The organism is Serratia sp. CMO1, assembly GCF_015689115.1.
Classification (GTDB): Bacteria; Pseudomonadota; Gammaproteobacteria; order Enterobacterales; family Enterobacteriaceae; genus Serratia; species Serratia marcescens.
The window spans coordinates 2,649,065-2,662,486 of the sequence record NZ_CP065032.1 but is presented as its reverse complement, the minus strand read 5'-3'; the positions used below and the strand labels follow the sequence as shown (position 1 = coordinate 2,662,486).

Annotated in this window: 13 protein-coding genes and 1 other annotated feature; of the genes, 10 read left to right on the top strand and 3 right to left on the bottom strand. The window is 57.9% G+C overall.

Annotation, left to right across the window (positions count from 1 at the left end; genetic code table 11):
• Positions 1–18: 18 nt before the first annotated feature.
• Positions 19–122, bottom strand: a sequence feature (Trp leader region).
• A 239-nt stretch (positions 123–361) separates the two neighbouring features.
• From IT763_RS12650 to rluB, 5 genes are all read left to right on the top strand, one after another.
• Positions 362–1,243, top strand: coding sequence for a PHP domain-containing protein (locus tag IT763_RS12650; RefSeq protein ID WP_049299405.1), 882 nt, complete (start codon positions 362–364; stop codon positions 1,241–1,243).
• 47 nt (positions 1,244–1,290) lie between these two features.
• Complete coding sequence (locus IT763_RS12645) at positions 1,291–1,911, top strand: L-threonylcarbamoyladenylate synthase (protein ID WP_016927522.1); 621 nt, start codon at positions 1,291–1,293, stop codon at positions 1,909–1,911.
• Positions 1,912–2,026: 115 nt separating this feature from the next.
• Positions 2,027–2,386, top strand: coding sequence for a Rap1a/Tai family immunity protein (locus IT763_RS12640; RefSeq protein ID WP_016927523.1), 360 nt, complete (start codon positions 2,027–2,029; stop codon positions 2,384–2,386).
• Between the two features lie 149 nt (positions 2,387–2,535).
• Entirely contained in the window at positions 2,536–3,333 is a 798-nt protein-coding gene (locus tag IT763_RS12635) for an alpha/beta fold hydrolase (RefSeq protein WP_033640137.1), read from the top strand.
• Positions 3,334–3,495: 162 nt separating this feature from the next.
• Positions 3,496–4,392 carry a 23S rRNA pseudouridine(2605) synthase RluB gene (gene rluB, locus IT763_RS12630; RefSeq protein ID WP_015378049.1) on the top strand — a complete coding sequence of 299 codons (897 nt, stop codon included), beginning with the start codon at positions 3,496–3,498 and terminating at the stop codon, positions 4,390–4,392.
• 39 nt (positions 4,393–4,431) lie between these two features.
• On the opposite strand, the gene cobO is transcribed toward rluB, so the two are convergent.
• Complete coding sequence (gene cobO, locus IT763_RS12625) at positions 4,432–5,022, bottom strand: cob(I)yrinic acid a,c-diamide adenosyltransferase (protein WP_016927525.1); 591 nt, start codon at positions 5,020–5,022, stop codon at positions 4,432–4,434.
• Between the two features lie 13 nt (positions 5,023–5,035).
• On the bottom strand, positions 5,036–5,797 hold the full coding sequence (locus tag IT763_RS12620) for a YciK family oxidoreductase (RefSeq protein WP_016927526.1): 762 nt from the start codon (positions 5,795–5,797) through the stop codon (positions 5,036–5,038).
• A 359-nt stretch (positions 5,798–6,156) separates the two neighbouring features.
• On the opposite strand from IT763_RS12620, the gene sohB reads away from it, so the two are divergent.
• On the top strand, positions 6,157–7,203 hold the full coding sequence (sohB, locus tag IT763_RS12615) for a protease SohB (protein WP_016927527.1): 1,047 nt from the start codon (positions 6,157–6,159) through the stop codon (positions 7,201–7,203).
• Between the two features lie 51 nt (positions 7,204–7,254).
• On the opposite strand, the gene IT763_RS12610 is transcribed toward sohB, so the two are convergent.
• Complete coding sequence (locus IT763_RS12610) at positions 7,255–7,506, bottom strand: YciN family protein (RefSeq protein ID WP_004930700.1); 252 nt, start codon at positions 7,504–7,506, stop codon at positions 7,255–7,257.
• Between the two features lie 427 nt (positions 7,507–7,933).
• On the opposite strand from IT763_RS12610, the gene topA reads away from it, so the two are divergent.
• The 4 genes from topA to IT763_RS23365 all read left to right on the top strand — a co-directional run bounded on the left by topA (position 7,934) and on the right by IT763_RS23365 (position 13,404).
• A complete protein-coding gene (gene topA / locus IT763_RS12605; protein ID WP_004930691.1) occupies positions 7,934–10,531 on the top strand; it encodes a type I DNA topoisomerase in 2,598 nt (865 codons plus the stop codon).
• A gap of 5 nt (positions 10,532–10,536) precedes the next feature.
• Positions 10,537–10,671 (top strand): hypothetical protein, encoded by a 135-nt coding sequence (locus IT763_RS23450; RefSeq protein ID WP_255253503.1) that lies wholly within the window; start codon positions 10,537–10,539, stop codon positions 10,669–10,671.
• A gap of 221 nt (positions 10,672–10,892) precedes the next feature.
• Positions 10,893–11,867, top strand: coding sequence for an HTH-type transcriptional regulator CysB (gene cysB / locus IT763_RS12600; RefSeq protein ID WP_004930690.1), 975 nt, complete (start codon positions 10,893–10,895; stop codon positions 11,865–11,867).
• 388 nt (positions 11,868–12,255) lie between these two features.
• Complete coding sequence (locus tag IT763_RS23365) at positions 12,256–13,404, top strand: tape measure protein (protein WP_241005473.1); 1,149 nt, start codon at positions 12,256–12,258, stop codon at positions 13,402–13,404.
• The last annotated feature ends 18 nt before the right edge of the window (positions 13,405–13,422 follow it).

The following is a 13,422-nucleotide window of genomic DNA, read 5'->3' as shown; positions in this document are numbered from 1 at the left end:
TTCCAGTGAATTCTGTCCATAAAAAAGCCCGCATCAGGTGCGGGCTCAGGAAATCTGCATTGTCAGATGACAGCTATGCGCGATTACACCGCCCGCAAGAGGGAGGTACGCCACCAACCGTGAAGAGAAATGTATGTGTTCATTTGCAGACTCTCTTTGTTAACTCTCATCCGACACGGCCGTTGCCGTGAACTTGTGTACTAGTTAACTGGTTCGCGAGGGCAAAGTCAACCCTCTTTTTGCACAATGTTTTAGCGGTCAGCGTGAATTCTATTCATCGTCTGCCTGGCGCAGAATAGATTTCCGTCCGGCCGCCGATCGCGGGTATGATAGAAAACCAAGCCATTGCCGGATAGCCGTTTTGACAGACAGTAACCCCCCATCCATCGCCTTTACTCTGTACGACCTCCACAGCCACACGACCGCCTCCGACGGCTACCTGACGCCGACGCAGCTGGTGCTGCGGGCGGTAGAGATGCGCGTGGGCGTGCTGGCGATCACCGATCACGACACCACCGCAGGCTTGGCTGAGGCCGCCGCCGCTATTGCGGAGCAGGCGTTGCCGCTGCGGCTGGTCAACGGGGTGGAAATCTCGACGCTATGGGAAAATCATGAAATTCATATTGTTGGGTTGGGCGTGGACGTCGCGCACCCGGCGCTGGTGGCGCTATTGGCGGAACAAACCGAACGTCGCCATCGGCGCGCGCAGGAGATCGGCGCACGTCTGGGTAAAGCGCGCATTCCCGACGCCTATGCCGGCGCCCAGCGGTTAGCGGGGGACGGTGCGGTGACCCGCGGCCATTTCGCCCGTTACCTGGTGGAGATTGGCGTGGCGGACAACATGGCGCAGGTGTTCAAGAAATATCTGGCCAAAGGCAAAACCGGCTACGTGCCGCCGCAGTGGTGTACAATAGAACAAGCCATTGATGCGATTCATCAATCGGGCGGCCAGGCGGTGATAGCGCACCCCGGCCGTTATGATCTGACCGCGAAGTGGTTGAAACGTTTGCTGGCGCATTTCGCCGAACACGGCGGCGACGCCATGGAAGTGGCGCAGTGTCAGCAGGCGCCGCATGAGCGCGCGCAGCTGGCGAAGTACGCGCAGGACTACCACCTGTTGGCCTCGCAAGGCTCTGATTTCCATCAACCTTGTTCGTGGATCGAACTGGGGCGCAAGCTGTGGCTGCCGGGCGGCGTCGAGCCAGTGTGGCGCGATTGGCCGCAACCGGGCCAGGCGGTCTGATTTTACGCGCGTGGCAACGCGCGCGGGCATTATTTTAGGAGCAAGTCATGAGTCAGCTTTTTTATATTCATCCGGACAACCCACAGCCGCGTTTGATTAACCAGGCGGTCGAGGTGCTGCGCAAGGGCGGAGTGATCGTTTATCCCACCGATTCCGGCTACGCGCTGGGTTGCATGCTGGAAGAGAAGGCGGCGATGGAGCGCATTTGCCGCATCCGTCAACTGGACGGCAACCACAACTTTACCCTGATGTGCCGCGATCTGTCCGAATTGTCGACCTATGCGCACGTCGATAATACGGCCTTCCGCCTGATCAAAAACAATACGCCGGGCCACTACACGTTCATTCTGAAGGCGACCAAAGAAGTGCCGCGCCGCCTGATGAATGAAAAGCGCAAAACCATCGGCCTGCGCGTGCCGTCGAACCCGATCGCATTGGCGCTGCTGGAGGCGCTGAACGAACCGATGATGTCCACCACCCTGATGCTGCCGGGCAATGATTTTGCCGAGTCCGATCCGGAAGAGATCAGCGATCATTTGGGCAAGGTGGTCGATCTGGTGATCCACGGCGGCTTCCTCGGCCAACAGCCGACCACGGTTATCGATCTGACCGAATCCACGCCGGAAGTGGTGCGCGAAGGGGCGGGCGACGCGGCGCCTTTCCGCTGATGTAAAAGGTTGCCACCTTGCCCATTGTCTGAAAATCGGCTGAAGCGAGGCTATTTCGCGTGAAAGCCGCTATTCTTGACTACTTCAGAATTGATAATGGGCAGGATGCGCAGCAATGATTAAACAGGTTTCTTTTTTAGCGGCCTTATTATTTTCCTCAATGGCAAATGCGGGGTTTTATTCAGGCAGCGGTTTGCTGGCGGAATCCGGCGGTTACGTAAAAAATAAAAGCGGTGAAGCCACCGTGGCCGAAGCGCTGAATGGCGGCATGTTCATGGGATACGTCGCCGGCGTATTCGATACTTATTCCATGCAGGGCAATCGCAATATCTGCCCGGAAGCCGGGATGAGCATCGGCGTAGCCGCCGACGCGGTGATGCAGTATTTGAACGAGCATCCTGAGCAACTGCATTATTCCGCACCGTCGGTGATCATGCTGGCGTTAAGCGCCGCCTATCCCTGCGTGCGCCATTAAGTTCCCATTCCAATTAGTGCGCATTTTTTCATAAGGTGCGCCCAGGGGACTTTCCGCACGAACTTCAATAGATCAATACCTGCTGCGCTGTCACCTTATCCCCGTCGGTATTCCCCGAACGGGTCGGGGAGAGACGCGCAGGAGGTAATATGACCGCATTTCACAGTGCCAACATGATGCTCGATTATCAGGATATCGGCTCAGGGCCGCTCACGTTGGTGTTGCTGCCCGGCTGGTGCGAACCGAAAACCGTGTTTGAGCCGTTCATCGCTCTGGCGGCCGAACGCTATCGGGTGATCAGCATCGACTGGCGCGGCCATGGCCTGTCGTCAAAAGCCACGGAGATGTCGCTGACGGCGGACGACTTGCTGGAGGATGTGCGCCAACTGCTGACGGCGCTGCGTTTGGATAACGCGGTCACTCTGTCGGTGGCGCACGCCAGCTGGCTGGCGGTGGCGTTGGCCGAAGCGTTGCCGCAGCGGGTGCGGGGCATGGTGTTTCTCGACTGGATCATGACGCAGCCGGAGCCGGCGTTCTTTACGGCGGTGAGCCGCATGCAGCAGCCGCAGCAGTGGCTGGCGGCGCGCGACGCCTTGTTCGACTTCTGGCAGGGCGGCATCCGTCACGATCGGGTCAAACGCCATCTGGAGGTCGAGATGGCGCAGGAAGATTACCGGCTCTGGCGTGCCGCCGGCGTGGCCATCGAACAGGCCTATCGGCAATACGGCTCGCCGCTGCAACGCCTGGCGGGCATGAGCGCGCCGCCGCCGTGTCGGCACATCTACTCGTTGGATCGCCGCGACGACTACCTGCGGCAACAGCAGGCGTTTGCCGCCGAACAGCCGTTTTTCTCCGTGGTGCGTCTAGGCGAGGCTCGCACTCACCTCGGCATTTTGGAACGGCCCGACGCGGTGCTGTGGGCGGTGGAGGATTTTTTGGCGCCGTGAACGCTGTCTGAAGGGGGCCACCGCCGATAAAGTGGGTTTCAACACCTTAGAAAGCCTGTATAATACGCGGTTCGATCCTGATAAGCGTATTATGACCGTCGTGGCGCTTGGCCGCGGCGGTATCCCCCCGACGCCTGTGAAGGCGACATTAGAGGTTGCTCAATGAGCGAAAAGTTACAGAAAGTTTTAGCGCGCGCCGGGCATGGCTCGCGTCGTGAAATCGAAACCATGATTGAAGCCGGGCGCGTCAGCGTCGACGGCAAGGTTGCCAAGCTCGGCGATCGCGTTGAAGTGACGCCGGCGATGAAAATCCGTCTGGATGGCCATGTCCTGTCGATCAAAGAATCCGAAGAGGTGGTTTGCCGGGTGCTGGCTTACTACAAACCGGAAGGCGAGCTGTGTACCCGCAGCGATCCTGAAGGCCGCCCGACGGTGTTCGATCGCCTGCCGAAGCTGCGCGGTTCGCGCTGGGTGGCGGTAGGGCGCCTGGACGTCAACACCTCCGGTCTGCTGCTGTTCACCACCGATGGCGAACTGGCCAACCGTCTGATGCACCCGAGCCGTGAAGTGGAGCGCGAGTACGCGGTGCGCGTGTTCGGCCAGGTTGACGATGCGAAAGTGAAGCAGCTGAGCAAAGGCGTGCAATTGGAAGACGGCCCGGCCGCCTTCCGCACCATCAGCTTCCAGGGCGGTGAAGGCCTCAACCAGTGGTACAACGTGACCCTGACCGAAGGCCGCAACCGTGAAGTGCGTCGCCTGTGGGAAGCGGTGGGCGTGCAAGTGAGCCGCCTGATCCGCGTGCGTTACGGCGACATCGATCTGCCGAAAGGCCTGCCGCGCGGCGGCTGGGCTGAACTGGATCTGCCGGCGATCAACTACCTGCGCGAGCTGGTGGAGTTGAAACCGGAAACGGTCAGCAAAATGCCGGTGGAGCGTGAGCGCCGCCGCGTGAAGGCCAACCAGATCCGCCGTGCGGTCAAGCGCCACTCGCAGGTGGCCGGCAGCGGCCGCCGCAGTGCGCCAGGCAGCAAACCGGGCAAGCCAAGCAAACGCAGCTAATCCCGCCATTCTGGCCCCGTTCGGGGCCAGAACGTTTTGTTACCAATCGATCCCCTGTTGCGCCTTCACGCCCGCGTCGAATGCGTGTTTCACCGGCCGCATCTCCGTGACCGTATCCGCCAGTTCCAGCAGATCGCGATGGCAGCCGCGCCCGGTCAGGATCACCGTTTGATGCGCAGGGCGTTGCAGGAGCGCTTCCTTCAGCTCTTCCAGTTCCAGATAGCCGTAGGTCAGCATGTAGGTCACTTCATCCAGCAGAACCAGATCCAGGCCGCTGTCGGCCAGCATGCGTTTGCCGTGCTGCCACACCGCCTGGCAGGCGGCGGTGTCGCCGGCCTTGTTTTGCGTTTCCCAGGTGAAACCGGTGGCCATCACCTGAAATTCAACGCCGTGTTGCTGCAGCAGATTCTTTTCGCCATTGGGCCATTCGCCCTTGATGAACTGGATCACCCCGGCGCGCATGCCGTGGCCGACCGCGCGGGTGACGGTGCCGAAGGCGGCGGTGGTTTTACCCTTGCCGTTGCCGGTAAACACCAGCAGCAGGCCGCGGGTGTCCTGCGCCGCGGCGATGCGCGCATCGACCTGTTCTTTCAGGCGCTGCTGGCGCTGTTGATGACGATCTTCCGCCATGAAACGCTCCTGATTATTCGGCTGCGCCGGGTTTGCGGTTCGGCTGCGCGTCGAAGCTCATGCCGGTTTTGCGGCGGCTGTCTTCGCCCATCAAATACAGATACAGCGGCATGATATCGGCCGGGGTTTTCAGCTTGTTCTTGTCTTCGTGCGGGAAGGCAGATGCGCGCATTTTGGTGCGGGTGCCACCCGGATTGATGCAGTTCACCCGCAGATTGCGGTTTTTATACTCGTCGGCCAACACCTGCATCATGCCCTCGGTGGCGAACTTTGACACCGCATAGGCACCCCAGTCTGCGCGGCCGGTACGCCCGACGCTGGAGCTGGTGAACACCAGTGAACCGGCGTGGGATTTCAGCAGCAGCGGCAGCAGCGCCTGAGTCAGCATAAAGGTGGCGTTGACGTTAACCTGCATCACTTCTTGCCACATGGTTATCGACAGGTCGGCCATCGGCGCGATGTCGCCGAGCAGGCCGGCGTTGTGCAACACGCCGTCAAGGCGGGGGATCTGACGCGCCAGATCGTCGGCTATCTGCCGGCATTGCTCCTGAGTGGCGTGCAGCAAGTCCAGCGTGACCACCAGGGCCGGGGCGCCGCCCAGGGCTGCGATCTCTTGTTGTACCGCCAGCAGTTTGCTCTCGGTGCGCCCCAGCAGCACCAACTGAGCGCCGAAGCGCGCGTAGGTCAGCGCCGCTTCGCGGCCGATGCCGTCGCCGGCGCCGGTGACCAAAATGATACGTTGTTCGAGCAGATCTTGTTTGGGTTGGTAATGCACGATAAATCCTCGCCTGGGTGGCTGTTCTCCCGCGGATATCGGGGAGCAAGGGTGAAACGCGCGGCCGGGGCGGGAGCGAAGGCTCGACCGTCTGCGGGCCGCGCAGCGAATCCGTCTCATCATATTGATGAATAATGGGTGTTATATGCCTTAATCCGCAGGCATTTTCAATGCGTAGCAGGCTGAAATGGCATTCTTTTGTAACAAAAGCGCGGCGGTGGCGGCTTGGTTCGGCCGTAAATCGTCCCCATAGTGATGCTCTGTGCGCAATGAATTTTCATTTAGCCGCGACAGCAGCCGCTGCGGTTGGCTAAAATGGAAATAAGCATACTAACAACCTGTAAATAAAGGCGGAATCTGTGGAGTTTATATCTGTTTATGGCCTGTTTTTGGCCAAGGTCGCCACGGTGGTGCTCGCCATCGCTGCGTTGGCCATCCTGGCGGTCAGTTTGGGGCAACGCAAGAGCCGCCAGAAAGGGGAGCTGCAGCTGACCGATCTCGGCGAACAGTATCGCGAGATGCAGCGCGATATGCGCCTGGCGCGCATGGATGCCGCCGAGCAGAAGGTTTGGCTGAAACAGTTCAAGAAGCAGACCAAATCTGATGACAAATTGAAGAAGCAGCGCGCCAAGTCCGGCGCGGTGGAAGTGGCCAAGCCGTGCCTGTATGTGCTGGATTTCAAGGGCAGCATGGACGCGCACGAGGTCACCTCGCTGCGCGAAGAGATCTCGGCGGTGCTGGCGGTGGCGTCGGCGCAGGATGAAGTTCTGTTGCGCCTGGAAAGCCCTGGCGGGGTGGTGCACGGCTACGGCCTGGCGGCTTCGCAGTTGGAGCGCCTGCGCAAAGGCGGTATTCGTCTGACGGTCGCGGTGGATAAAGTGGCGGCCAGCGGCGGCTACATGATGGCTTGCGTTGCGGATCGCATCGTGGCGGCGCCGTTCGCCATCATCGGCTCCATCGGCGTGGTGGCGCAGATCCCGAACTTCCACCGTCTGCTGAAGAAGAACGACATCGACGTGGAGTTGCACACCGCCGGGCAGTTTAAACGCACGCTGACGCTGTTCGGTGAAAACACCGAACAGGGGCGCGAGAAGTTCCGCGAAGATTTGAACGAAACCCACGAACTGTTCAAGCGCTTCGTGCATGAGCAGCGCCCGTCGCTCGATATCGACAGCGTCGCCACCGGTGAGCACTGGTTCGGTTCACAGGCGAAAGAGAAGGGCCTGGTCGACGCCATCGGCACCAGCGATGATTTGCTGATCGCCGAGCTGGATAACCACGAAGTGATCGCTGTGCGCTATACGCGCCGCAAACGCCTGATGGATCGCTTCACCGGCAGCGCGGCGGAAAGCGTCGATCGTTTGCTGCTGCGCTGGTGGCAGCGTGGGGAAAAGCCGTTGTTGTAACGGCAACGAGAGCGTGAATCAACGGGGGCCAGGCGCCCCCGTTTTCTTGTCTTAATCGACCAGGTGGTATTTTTCCGAAAGCAGGTGAGCCAAATGTTTAAACATATTAAATACCGCGGTGGTTTTGGCGGTGGGCAATCCATCGGCATCCAAAAAGTATTCGCCGCGAAAAACTAAAACGCCGCTTTTTTGTTCAACGTCGGTGGCGATCATGCCGTGCAGATAATCTTCGTGTTGGCGGATGATGTTATTTGCTTCCGCCAGCAGGGCCTCGCGGCCGATAGGTGCAGTATTCGTGCGCATTTATTAGACTCCAAACTAAAAACTCTGCGCATATTCTAACGCCGGTTCGCTTTTATCCGCAAACCGACTAAGGTTTATTTGCCGTCTGGATGGCCATGGGCGGCCGCCGGTTGGCGAAATCGGACTTTCCATGCTAATTAGGTTGCGTGACGCTTTTTATCAGGTACAGTGTGGGATTTTGCGGCGTCGGGTGGAAGGTTTTGTTTACGCCATGAATAAAACTCACACAGCCATACTTCTGGGGCATGGGTGAATAGCAGGCAGGATCAACAACTTGCGTTCAGGTTGAGCAGTTGGGCAACCAAAAGAAAAAAATCTGTTGATCTCTTGCCAGACTGCCGCAATATAAAAAAAGAGACACGAATTGCCGCGGCACGGCGAGATAAAAGACTTCTTTTTAGAAGAAATAAATTAGGTAAAGGTAAATATGGGTAAAGCTCTCGTAATAGTTGAGTCCCCGGCAAAAGCCAAAACTATTAATAAATATTTAGGAAGTGACTACGTGGTGAAGTCCAGCGTCGGTCACATCCGTGATTTGCCGACCAGTGGCTCAGCCAGCAAAAAGAGCGCTGACTCAACCGAAGACAAAGCCAAGAAAAAAGTTAAAAAAGATGAGAAGGCGGCGCTGGTAAATCGCATGGGCGTCGACCCTTACCACGGCTGGAAAGCGCATTATGAAATCCTGCCGGGTAAAGAAAAAGTGGTCGCCGAGTTAAAATCGTTGGCGGAAAACGCCGACCACATTTATCTCGCAACCGACCTTGACCGCGAAGGGGAAGCCATCGCCTGGCACCTGCGGGAAGTGATCGGTGGAGATGACAAACGCTTTAGCCGCGTGGTGTTTAACGAAATCACCAAAAACGCGATCCAGCAGGCGTTCAAACAGCCGGGCGAGCTGAACATTGATCGCGTCAACGCGCAGCAGGCGCGCCGGTTTATGGACCGCGTGGTGGGCTATATGGTCTCGCCGCTGCTGTGGAAGAAAATCGCCCGCGGCCTGTCCGCCGGCCGTGTGCAGTCGGTGGCGGTGCGTCTGGTGGTTGAGCGTGAACGCGACATCAAGGCGTTCGTGCCGGAAGAGTACTGGGAACTGCATGCCGATCTGCTGGCGAAGGGTGAAACCGCGCTGCAGATGGAAGTGACCCACGCGCACGACAAACCGTTCAAGCCGGTCAACCGCGAGCAGACTCACGCCGCGGTCAAGTTGCTGGAAAAAGCCCGCTACACGGTGCTGGATCGCGAAGACAAACCGACCAGCAGCAAGCCGGGCGCGCCTTTCATTACCTCCACGCTGCAACAGGCCGCCAGCACCCGCCTGAGCTTCGGCGTGAAGAAAACCATGATGATGGCGCAACGGCTGTATGAAGCCGGCCACATCACCTATATGCGTACCGATTCCACCAACCTGAGCCAGGATGCGCTCAACATGGTGCGTGGCTACATCGGCGACAACTTCGGCGATAAATACCTGCCGAAGGCGCCGAATCAGTACAGCAGCAAAGAGAATTCGCAGGAAGCGCACGAAGCGATCCGTCCTTCGGACGTGAACGTGCTCGCCGAGCAGTTGAAAGACATGGAAGCGGATGCGCAGAAGCTGTATCAGCTGATCTGGCGCCAGTTCGTCGCCTGCCAGATGACGCCGGCGCAGTACGATTCCACCACGCTGACGGTGAAAGCCGGTGATTATCAGCTGCGCGCCAAGGGCCGTACGCTGCGCTTTGACGGTTGGACCAAGGTGATGCCGGCGTTGCGCAAGGGCGATGAAGATCGCACCCTGCCATACGTCGAAATCGGCAGCGAGCTGGATCTGCAGAAACTGATCCCGAGCCAGCACTTCACCAAGCCGCCGGCGCGCTACAGCGAAGCCTCGCTGGTGAAAGAGCTGGAAAAACGCGGCATTGGCCGCCCGTCCACCTACGCCTCCATTATCTCAACCATTCAGGATCGCGGTTATGTGCGGGTGGAAAGCCGCCGCTTCTATGCCGAGAAAATGGGTGAGATCGTCACCGATCGTCTGGAAGAAAACTTCCGCGAGCTGATGAACTATGACTTCACCGCGCGCATGGAAGATGGTCTCGATGAGGTCGCCAACAACCAGGCCGAGTGGAAAGCGGTGCTGGACGAGTTCTTCGTCGACTTCAGCGAGCAGCTGGAAACGGCGGAGAAGGATCCGGAAGAAGGCGGCATGCGGCCTAACCAGATGGTGATGACCAGCATCGACTGCCCGACCTGCGGCCGCAAGATGGGCATCCGTACCGCCAGCACCGGCGTGTTCCTCGGCTGTTCCGGCTACGCGCTGCCGCCGAAGGAGCGTTGCAAAACCACCATCAACCTGGTGCCTGAAGCGGAAGTGCTCAACATCCTCGAAGGTGACGACGCGGAAACCAACGCGCTGCGCGCCCGCCGCCGCTGCCAGAAATGCGGTACGGCGATGGACAGCTATCTGATCGACAACCAGCGCAAGCTGCACGTCTGCGGCAACAACCCGGCGTGTGACGGCTATGAGATCGAAGAGGGCGAGTTCCGCCTGAAAGGTTATGACGGCCCGGTGGTGGAGTGCGACAAGTGCGGTTCGGAAATGCACCTGAAAATGGGGCGTTTCGGCAAGTACATGGGCTGCACCAACGAGAACTGCAAAAATACCCGCAAGATCTTGCGTAACGGCGATGTGGCGCCGCCGAAGGAAGATCCGGTGCCGTTGCCGGAGCTGCCGTGCGAGAAGTCCGACGCCTATTTCGTGCTGCGTGACGGCGCTGCCGGCGTGTTCCTGGCGGCCAACACCTTCCCTAAATCGCGCGAGACCCGCGCGCCGTTGGTGGAGGAGCTGGCTCGCTTCAAGGATCGTCTGCCGGAGAAACTGCGCTACCTGGCCGATGCGCCGGTGGCGGATGCCGAAGGCAACAAAACGCTGGTGCGTTTCAGCCGTAAAACCAAGCAGCAGTACGTCTCCTCTGAAAAAGACGGCAAGGCGACCGGTTGGTCCGCGTTCTACGTGGACGGCAAGTGGGTCGAAGGCAAGAAGTAAGGGCGATGTCCTGCCTGCAAGATGAAAAACCAGCCCTGGCGGCTGGTTTTTTTATTGGTGAAAAGGGGCAAACGGATCTATCCTTTGCTGTTTTTATCCCTCCGACACCGCCGTTTCACGTTGATACCAATGCAAAATAATCGTTATCATAGTGTGACGCGGATCTATACTTGAAGCTGCATCGTGGTATAGTGGTTATATAAAAAGTTTTTTTATTATTAAAGCTTATTAACAACGGCGTTTTCTTCACCATCAGGGTAGAACACGGGGTTTATGGCTTGTGAGTTTCAGCATACCGGGGCGACACCGATATACCTGGCTGCGGGTAAGCCGCAGTGTTTAACCTAGGATGGTATAAGATATGAAATTGCAGCAGCTTCGTTACATTGTGGAAGTGGTTAACCACAACCTGAATGTCTCCTCGACGGCAGAAGGGCTCTATACCTCTCAACCCGGCATCAGTAAACAGGTGCGCATGCTCGAAGATGAGCTGGGCATCCAGATTTTCGCCCGCAGCGGCAAGCATCTGACCCAGGTCACCCCCGCCGGCCAGGAAATCATTCGCATCGCGCGTGAAGTGCTGTCCAAGGTAGACGCCATCAAGGCCGTCGCCGGTGAACACACCTACCCGGACAAAGGCTCGCTGTACGTCGCCACCACGCACACTCAGGCTCGTTACGCATTGCCAAACGTGATCAAAGGCTTCATCGAGCGTTACCCGCGCGTCTCGCTGCACATGCATCAGGGCTCGCCGACGCAGATCGCCGAAGCGGTCTCCAAGGGCACCGCCGATTTTGCCATCGCCACCGAGGCGCTGCACTTGTACGACGACCTCATCATGCTGCCGTGCTACCACTGGAACCGTGCGGTGGTGGTGAAGCCCGATCATCCTTTGGCGGGAAAAAGCAGCATCAGCATCGAAGAACTGGCGGCTTACCCGATCGTCACTTACACCTTCGGCTTTACCGGCCGCTCGGAGCTGGACACCGCCTTCAACCGCGCCGGCCTGACGCCGCGCATCGTCTTTACCGCCACTGACGCCGACGTGATTAAAACCTATGTGCGTTTGGGATTGGGGGTAGGGGTGATCGCCAGCATGGCGGTGGATCCGGTGCAGGATCCGGATCTGGTGACGGTGGATGCGCGCGACATCTTCACCTACAGCACCACTAAAATCGGCTTCCGCCGCAGCACCTTCCTGCGCAGCTACATGTACGACTTCATTCAGCGCTTCGCGCCGCACCTGACGCGCGACGTGGTCGACAGCGCAGTGGCGCTGCGCTCCAACGAAGAAATTGAAGCGATGTTCAAGGACATCAAGCTGCCGATTAAGTAAGCCGTAAAATTAACGACTTACAGCAGGCTTCGATTCTCTGGTGTTCGCTCACCTGTTTGTATCCTGTTTCGATCCTGTTGATCTACACAGACGGTGAGCTTGCCTCATCAAGGAGGGGAATTCAATCCCTCCTTGTTTCGCTACTCGTTGGAGCGTCTCTTAACCGCGCTGTCGACCACGTTAAAACAAAAAAGGCCCCAACCAATTACGGCGGGGCCTTTCTCTTATTCAGCTTTAGCCTTGCGAGCCTCAGCGATGAAGTGTTTTAGGGCGCGTTCAAACCCGTTCTTTTTCTCGTACACTATAATCGCCCCCAGACAAACATTAATCGGATGGTCGTTGCTGCTGTCAGTTATGCAATCCAAGAGCTAAAACAAGGAAGTGAAGCATGAGCAGCAATGTGATCATTACATCAACAAAGAACGTCGTAAGCTGGGAAGTCGATCGGGGCAGCTTTGCCAAGGCAAAGAAAGCGATCAAGAGCATCGGTCAAGAGTGGGATAAGACAGCTAGCAAGATGAAAGCTGCCACCTCTAAAGTGACCCCGCCGGGCGCTGAACGCTTCAAGCAATCCGAGTATACACGACGCACTAAAGCCGCCCGTGCAGAAGCAGCCGCAGCCAAACAGGCCGCACGCGAACAGCTGCAAGCAGAGCGTAAGATTCAACAGATCCGCGCCAAGTCTATCCGCTTCTCTACTGCCGCCAGCAGCTACAACCTGACCGGCAAGCAGAGAACGGAATCCCTCTCCCAGTTTGGTGATCTGACTCGTCAATTCCACGCCGGGAAGATTGCTGTGGGTGAGTACAACGCCGCCGTAAGCAAGCTGCAAACCAATATGCGGAAACAGGGCCGTGTGGGCATGAAAGGCCAGACACTGCCAGTTACTGCCAAGGTCACCAAGTTGGACACTTCAATGATCGAAGGTGCGAAGGGTGCAATCACCATTGCCGCCACGGTCGCCGTCGGGAAGTCCATCATGACAGCGGGCCAAGACCTGCAATCGATGGAGTCGGGCCTTACAGCTGTTACCGGTTCAGCCGACAAAGCAGCGAAGGAAATGCAGTATCTTCGTGATCAGTCCAACCGTCTGGGCCTTGACCTGATCAAAGTTGGCAAGGATTACACTTCCTTCTACGCGGCGGCTAAATCCTCAATGTCTGACGGTCAGGTTAGGAACCTTTTCGAGGGCGTTTCTGAATATGGGACCGTCCTAGGTGCTTCTGCCGATGAGCAATCCCGGGCATTGAAAGCGCTTAACCAGATGGCGTCAAAAGGTCAAATAATGAGCGAAGAGCTCAAGGGACAACTTTCTGAGAGCCTCCCCGGCGCAGTAGACGTATTCGTCAAGGCTCTTCAGAAGACCCAAAATAACGTCAACCTGACTACCAAAGACCTGTTTAAGATGATGGAAGAGGGCAAGCTGATGTCTAAGGACATCCTCCCGGCCGTCGCTGATGAGTTCAAGGCACTCGCCCGCAATGTGGCGCTCTCGATCGAGCGGTCAACTCGAATAGGGCAAGCTTCCAGCGACTGAAGACCGCAATGCAGGCGT

Bases quoted from the DNA above. Each gene is read 5' to 3' on its own strand.
- IT763_RS12645 (WP_016927522.1), top strand. From the start codon at position 1,291: ATGAGTCAGCTTTTTTATATTCATCCGGACAACCCACAGCCGCGTTTG.
- IT763_RS12640 (WP_016927523.1), top strand. From the start codon at position 2,027: ATGATTAAACAGGTTTCTTTTTTAGCGGCCTTATTATTTTCCTCAATG.
- IT763_RS12635 (WP_033640137.1), top strand. From the start codon at position 2,536: ATGACCGCATTTCACAGTGCCAACATGATGCTCGATTATCAGGATATC.
- rluB (WP_015378049.1), top strand. From the start codon at position 3,496: ATGAGCGAAAAGTTACAGAAAGTTTTAGCGCGCGCCGGGCATGGCTCG.
- cobO (WP_016927525.1), bottom strand. From the start codon at position 5,022: ATGGCGGAAGATCGTCATCAACAGCGCCAGCAGCGCCTGAAAGAACAG.
- IT763_RS12610 (WP_004930700.1), bottom strand. From the start codon at position 7,506: ATGCGCACGAATACTGCACCTATCGGCCGCGAGGCCCTGCTGGCGGAA.
- topA (WP_004930691.1), top strand. From the start codon at position 7,934: ATGGGTAAAGCTCTCGTAATAGTTGAGTCCCCGGCAAAAGCCAAAACT.
- IT763_RS23450 (WP_255253503.1), top strand. From the start codon at position 10,537: ATGTCCTGCCTGCAAGATGAAAAACCAGCCCTGGCGGCTGGTTTTTTT.
- cysB (WP_004930690.1), top strand. From the start codon at position 10,893: ATGAAATTGCAGCAGCTTCGTTACATTGTGGAAGTGGTTAACCACAAC.
- IT763_RS23365 (WP_241005473.1), top strand. From the start codon at position 12,256: ATGAGCAGCAATGTGATCATTACATCAACAAAGAACGTCGTAAGCTGG.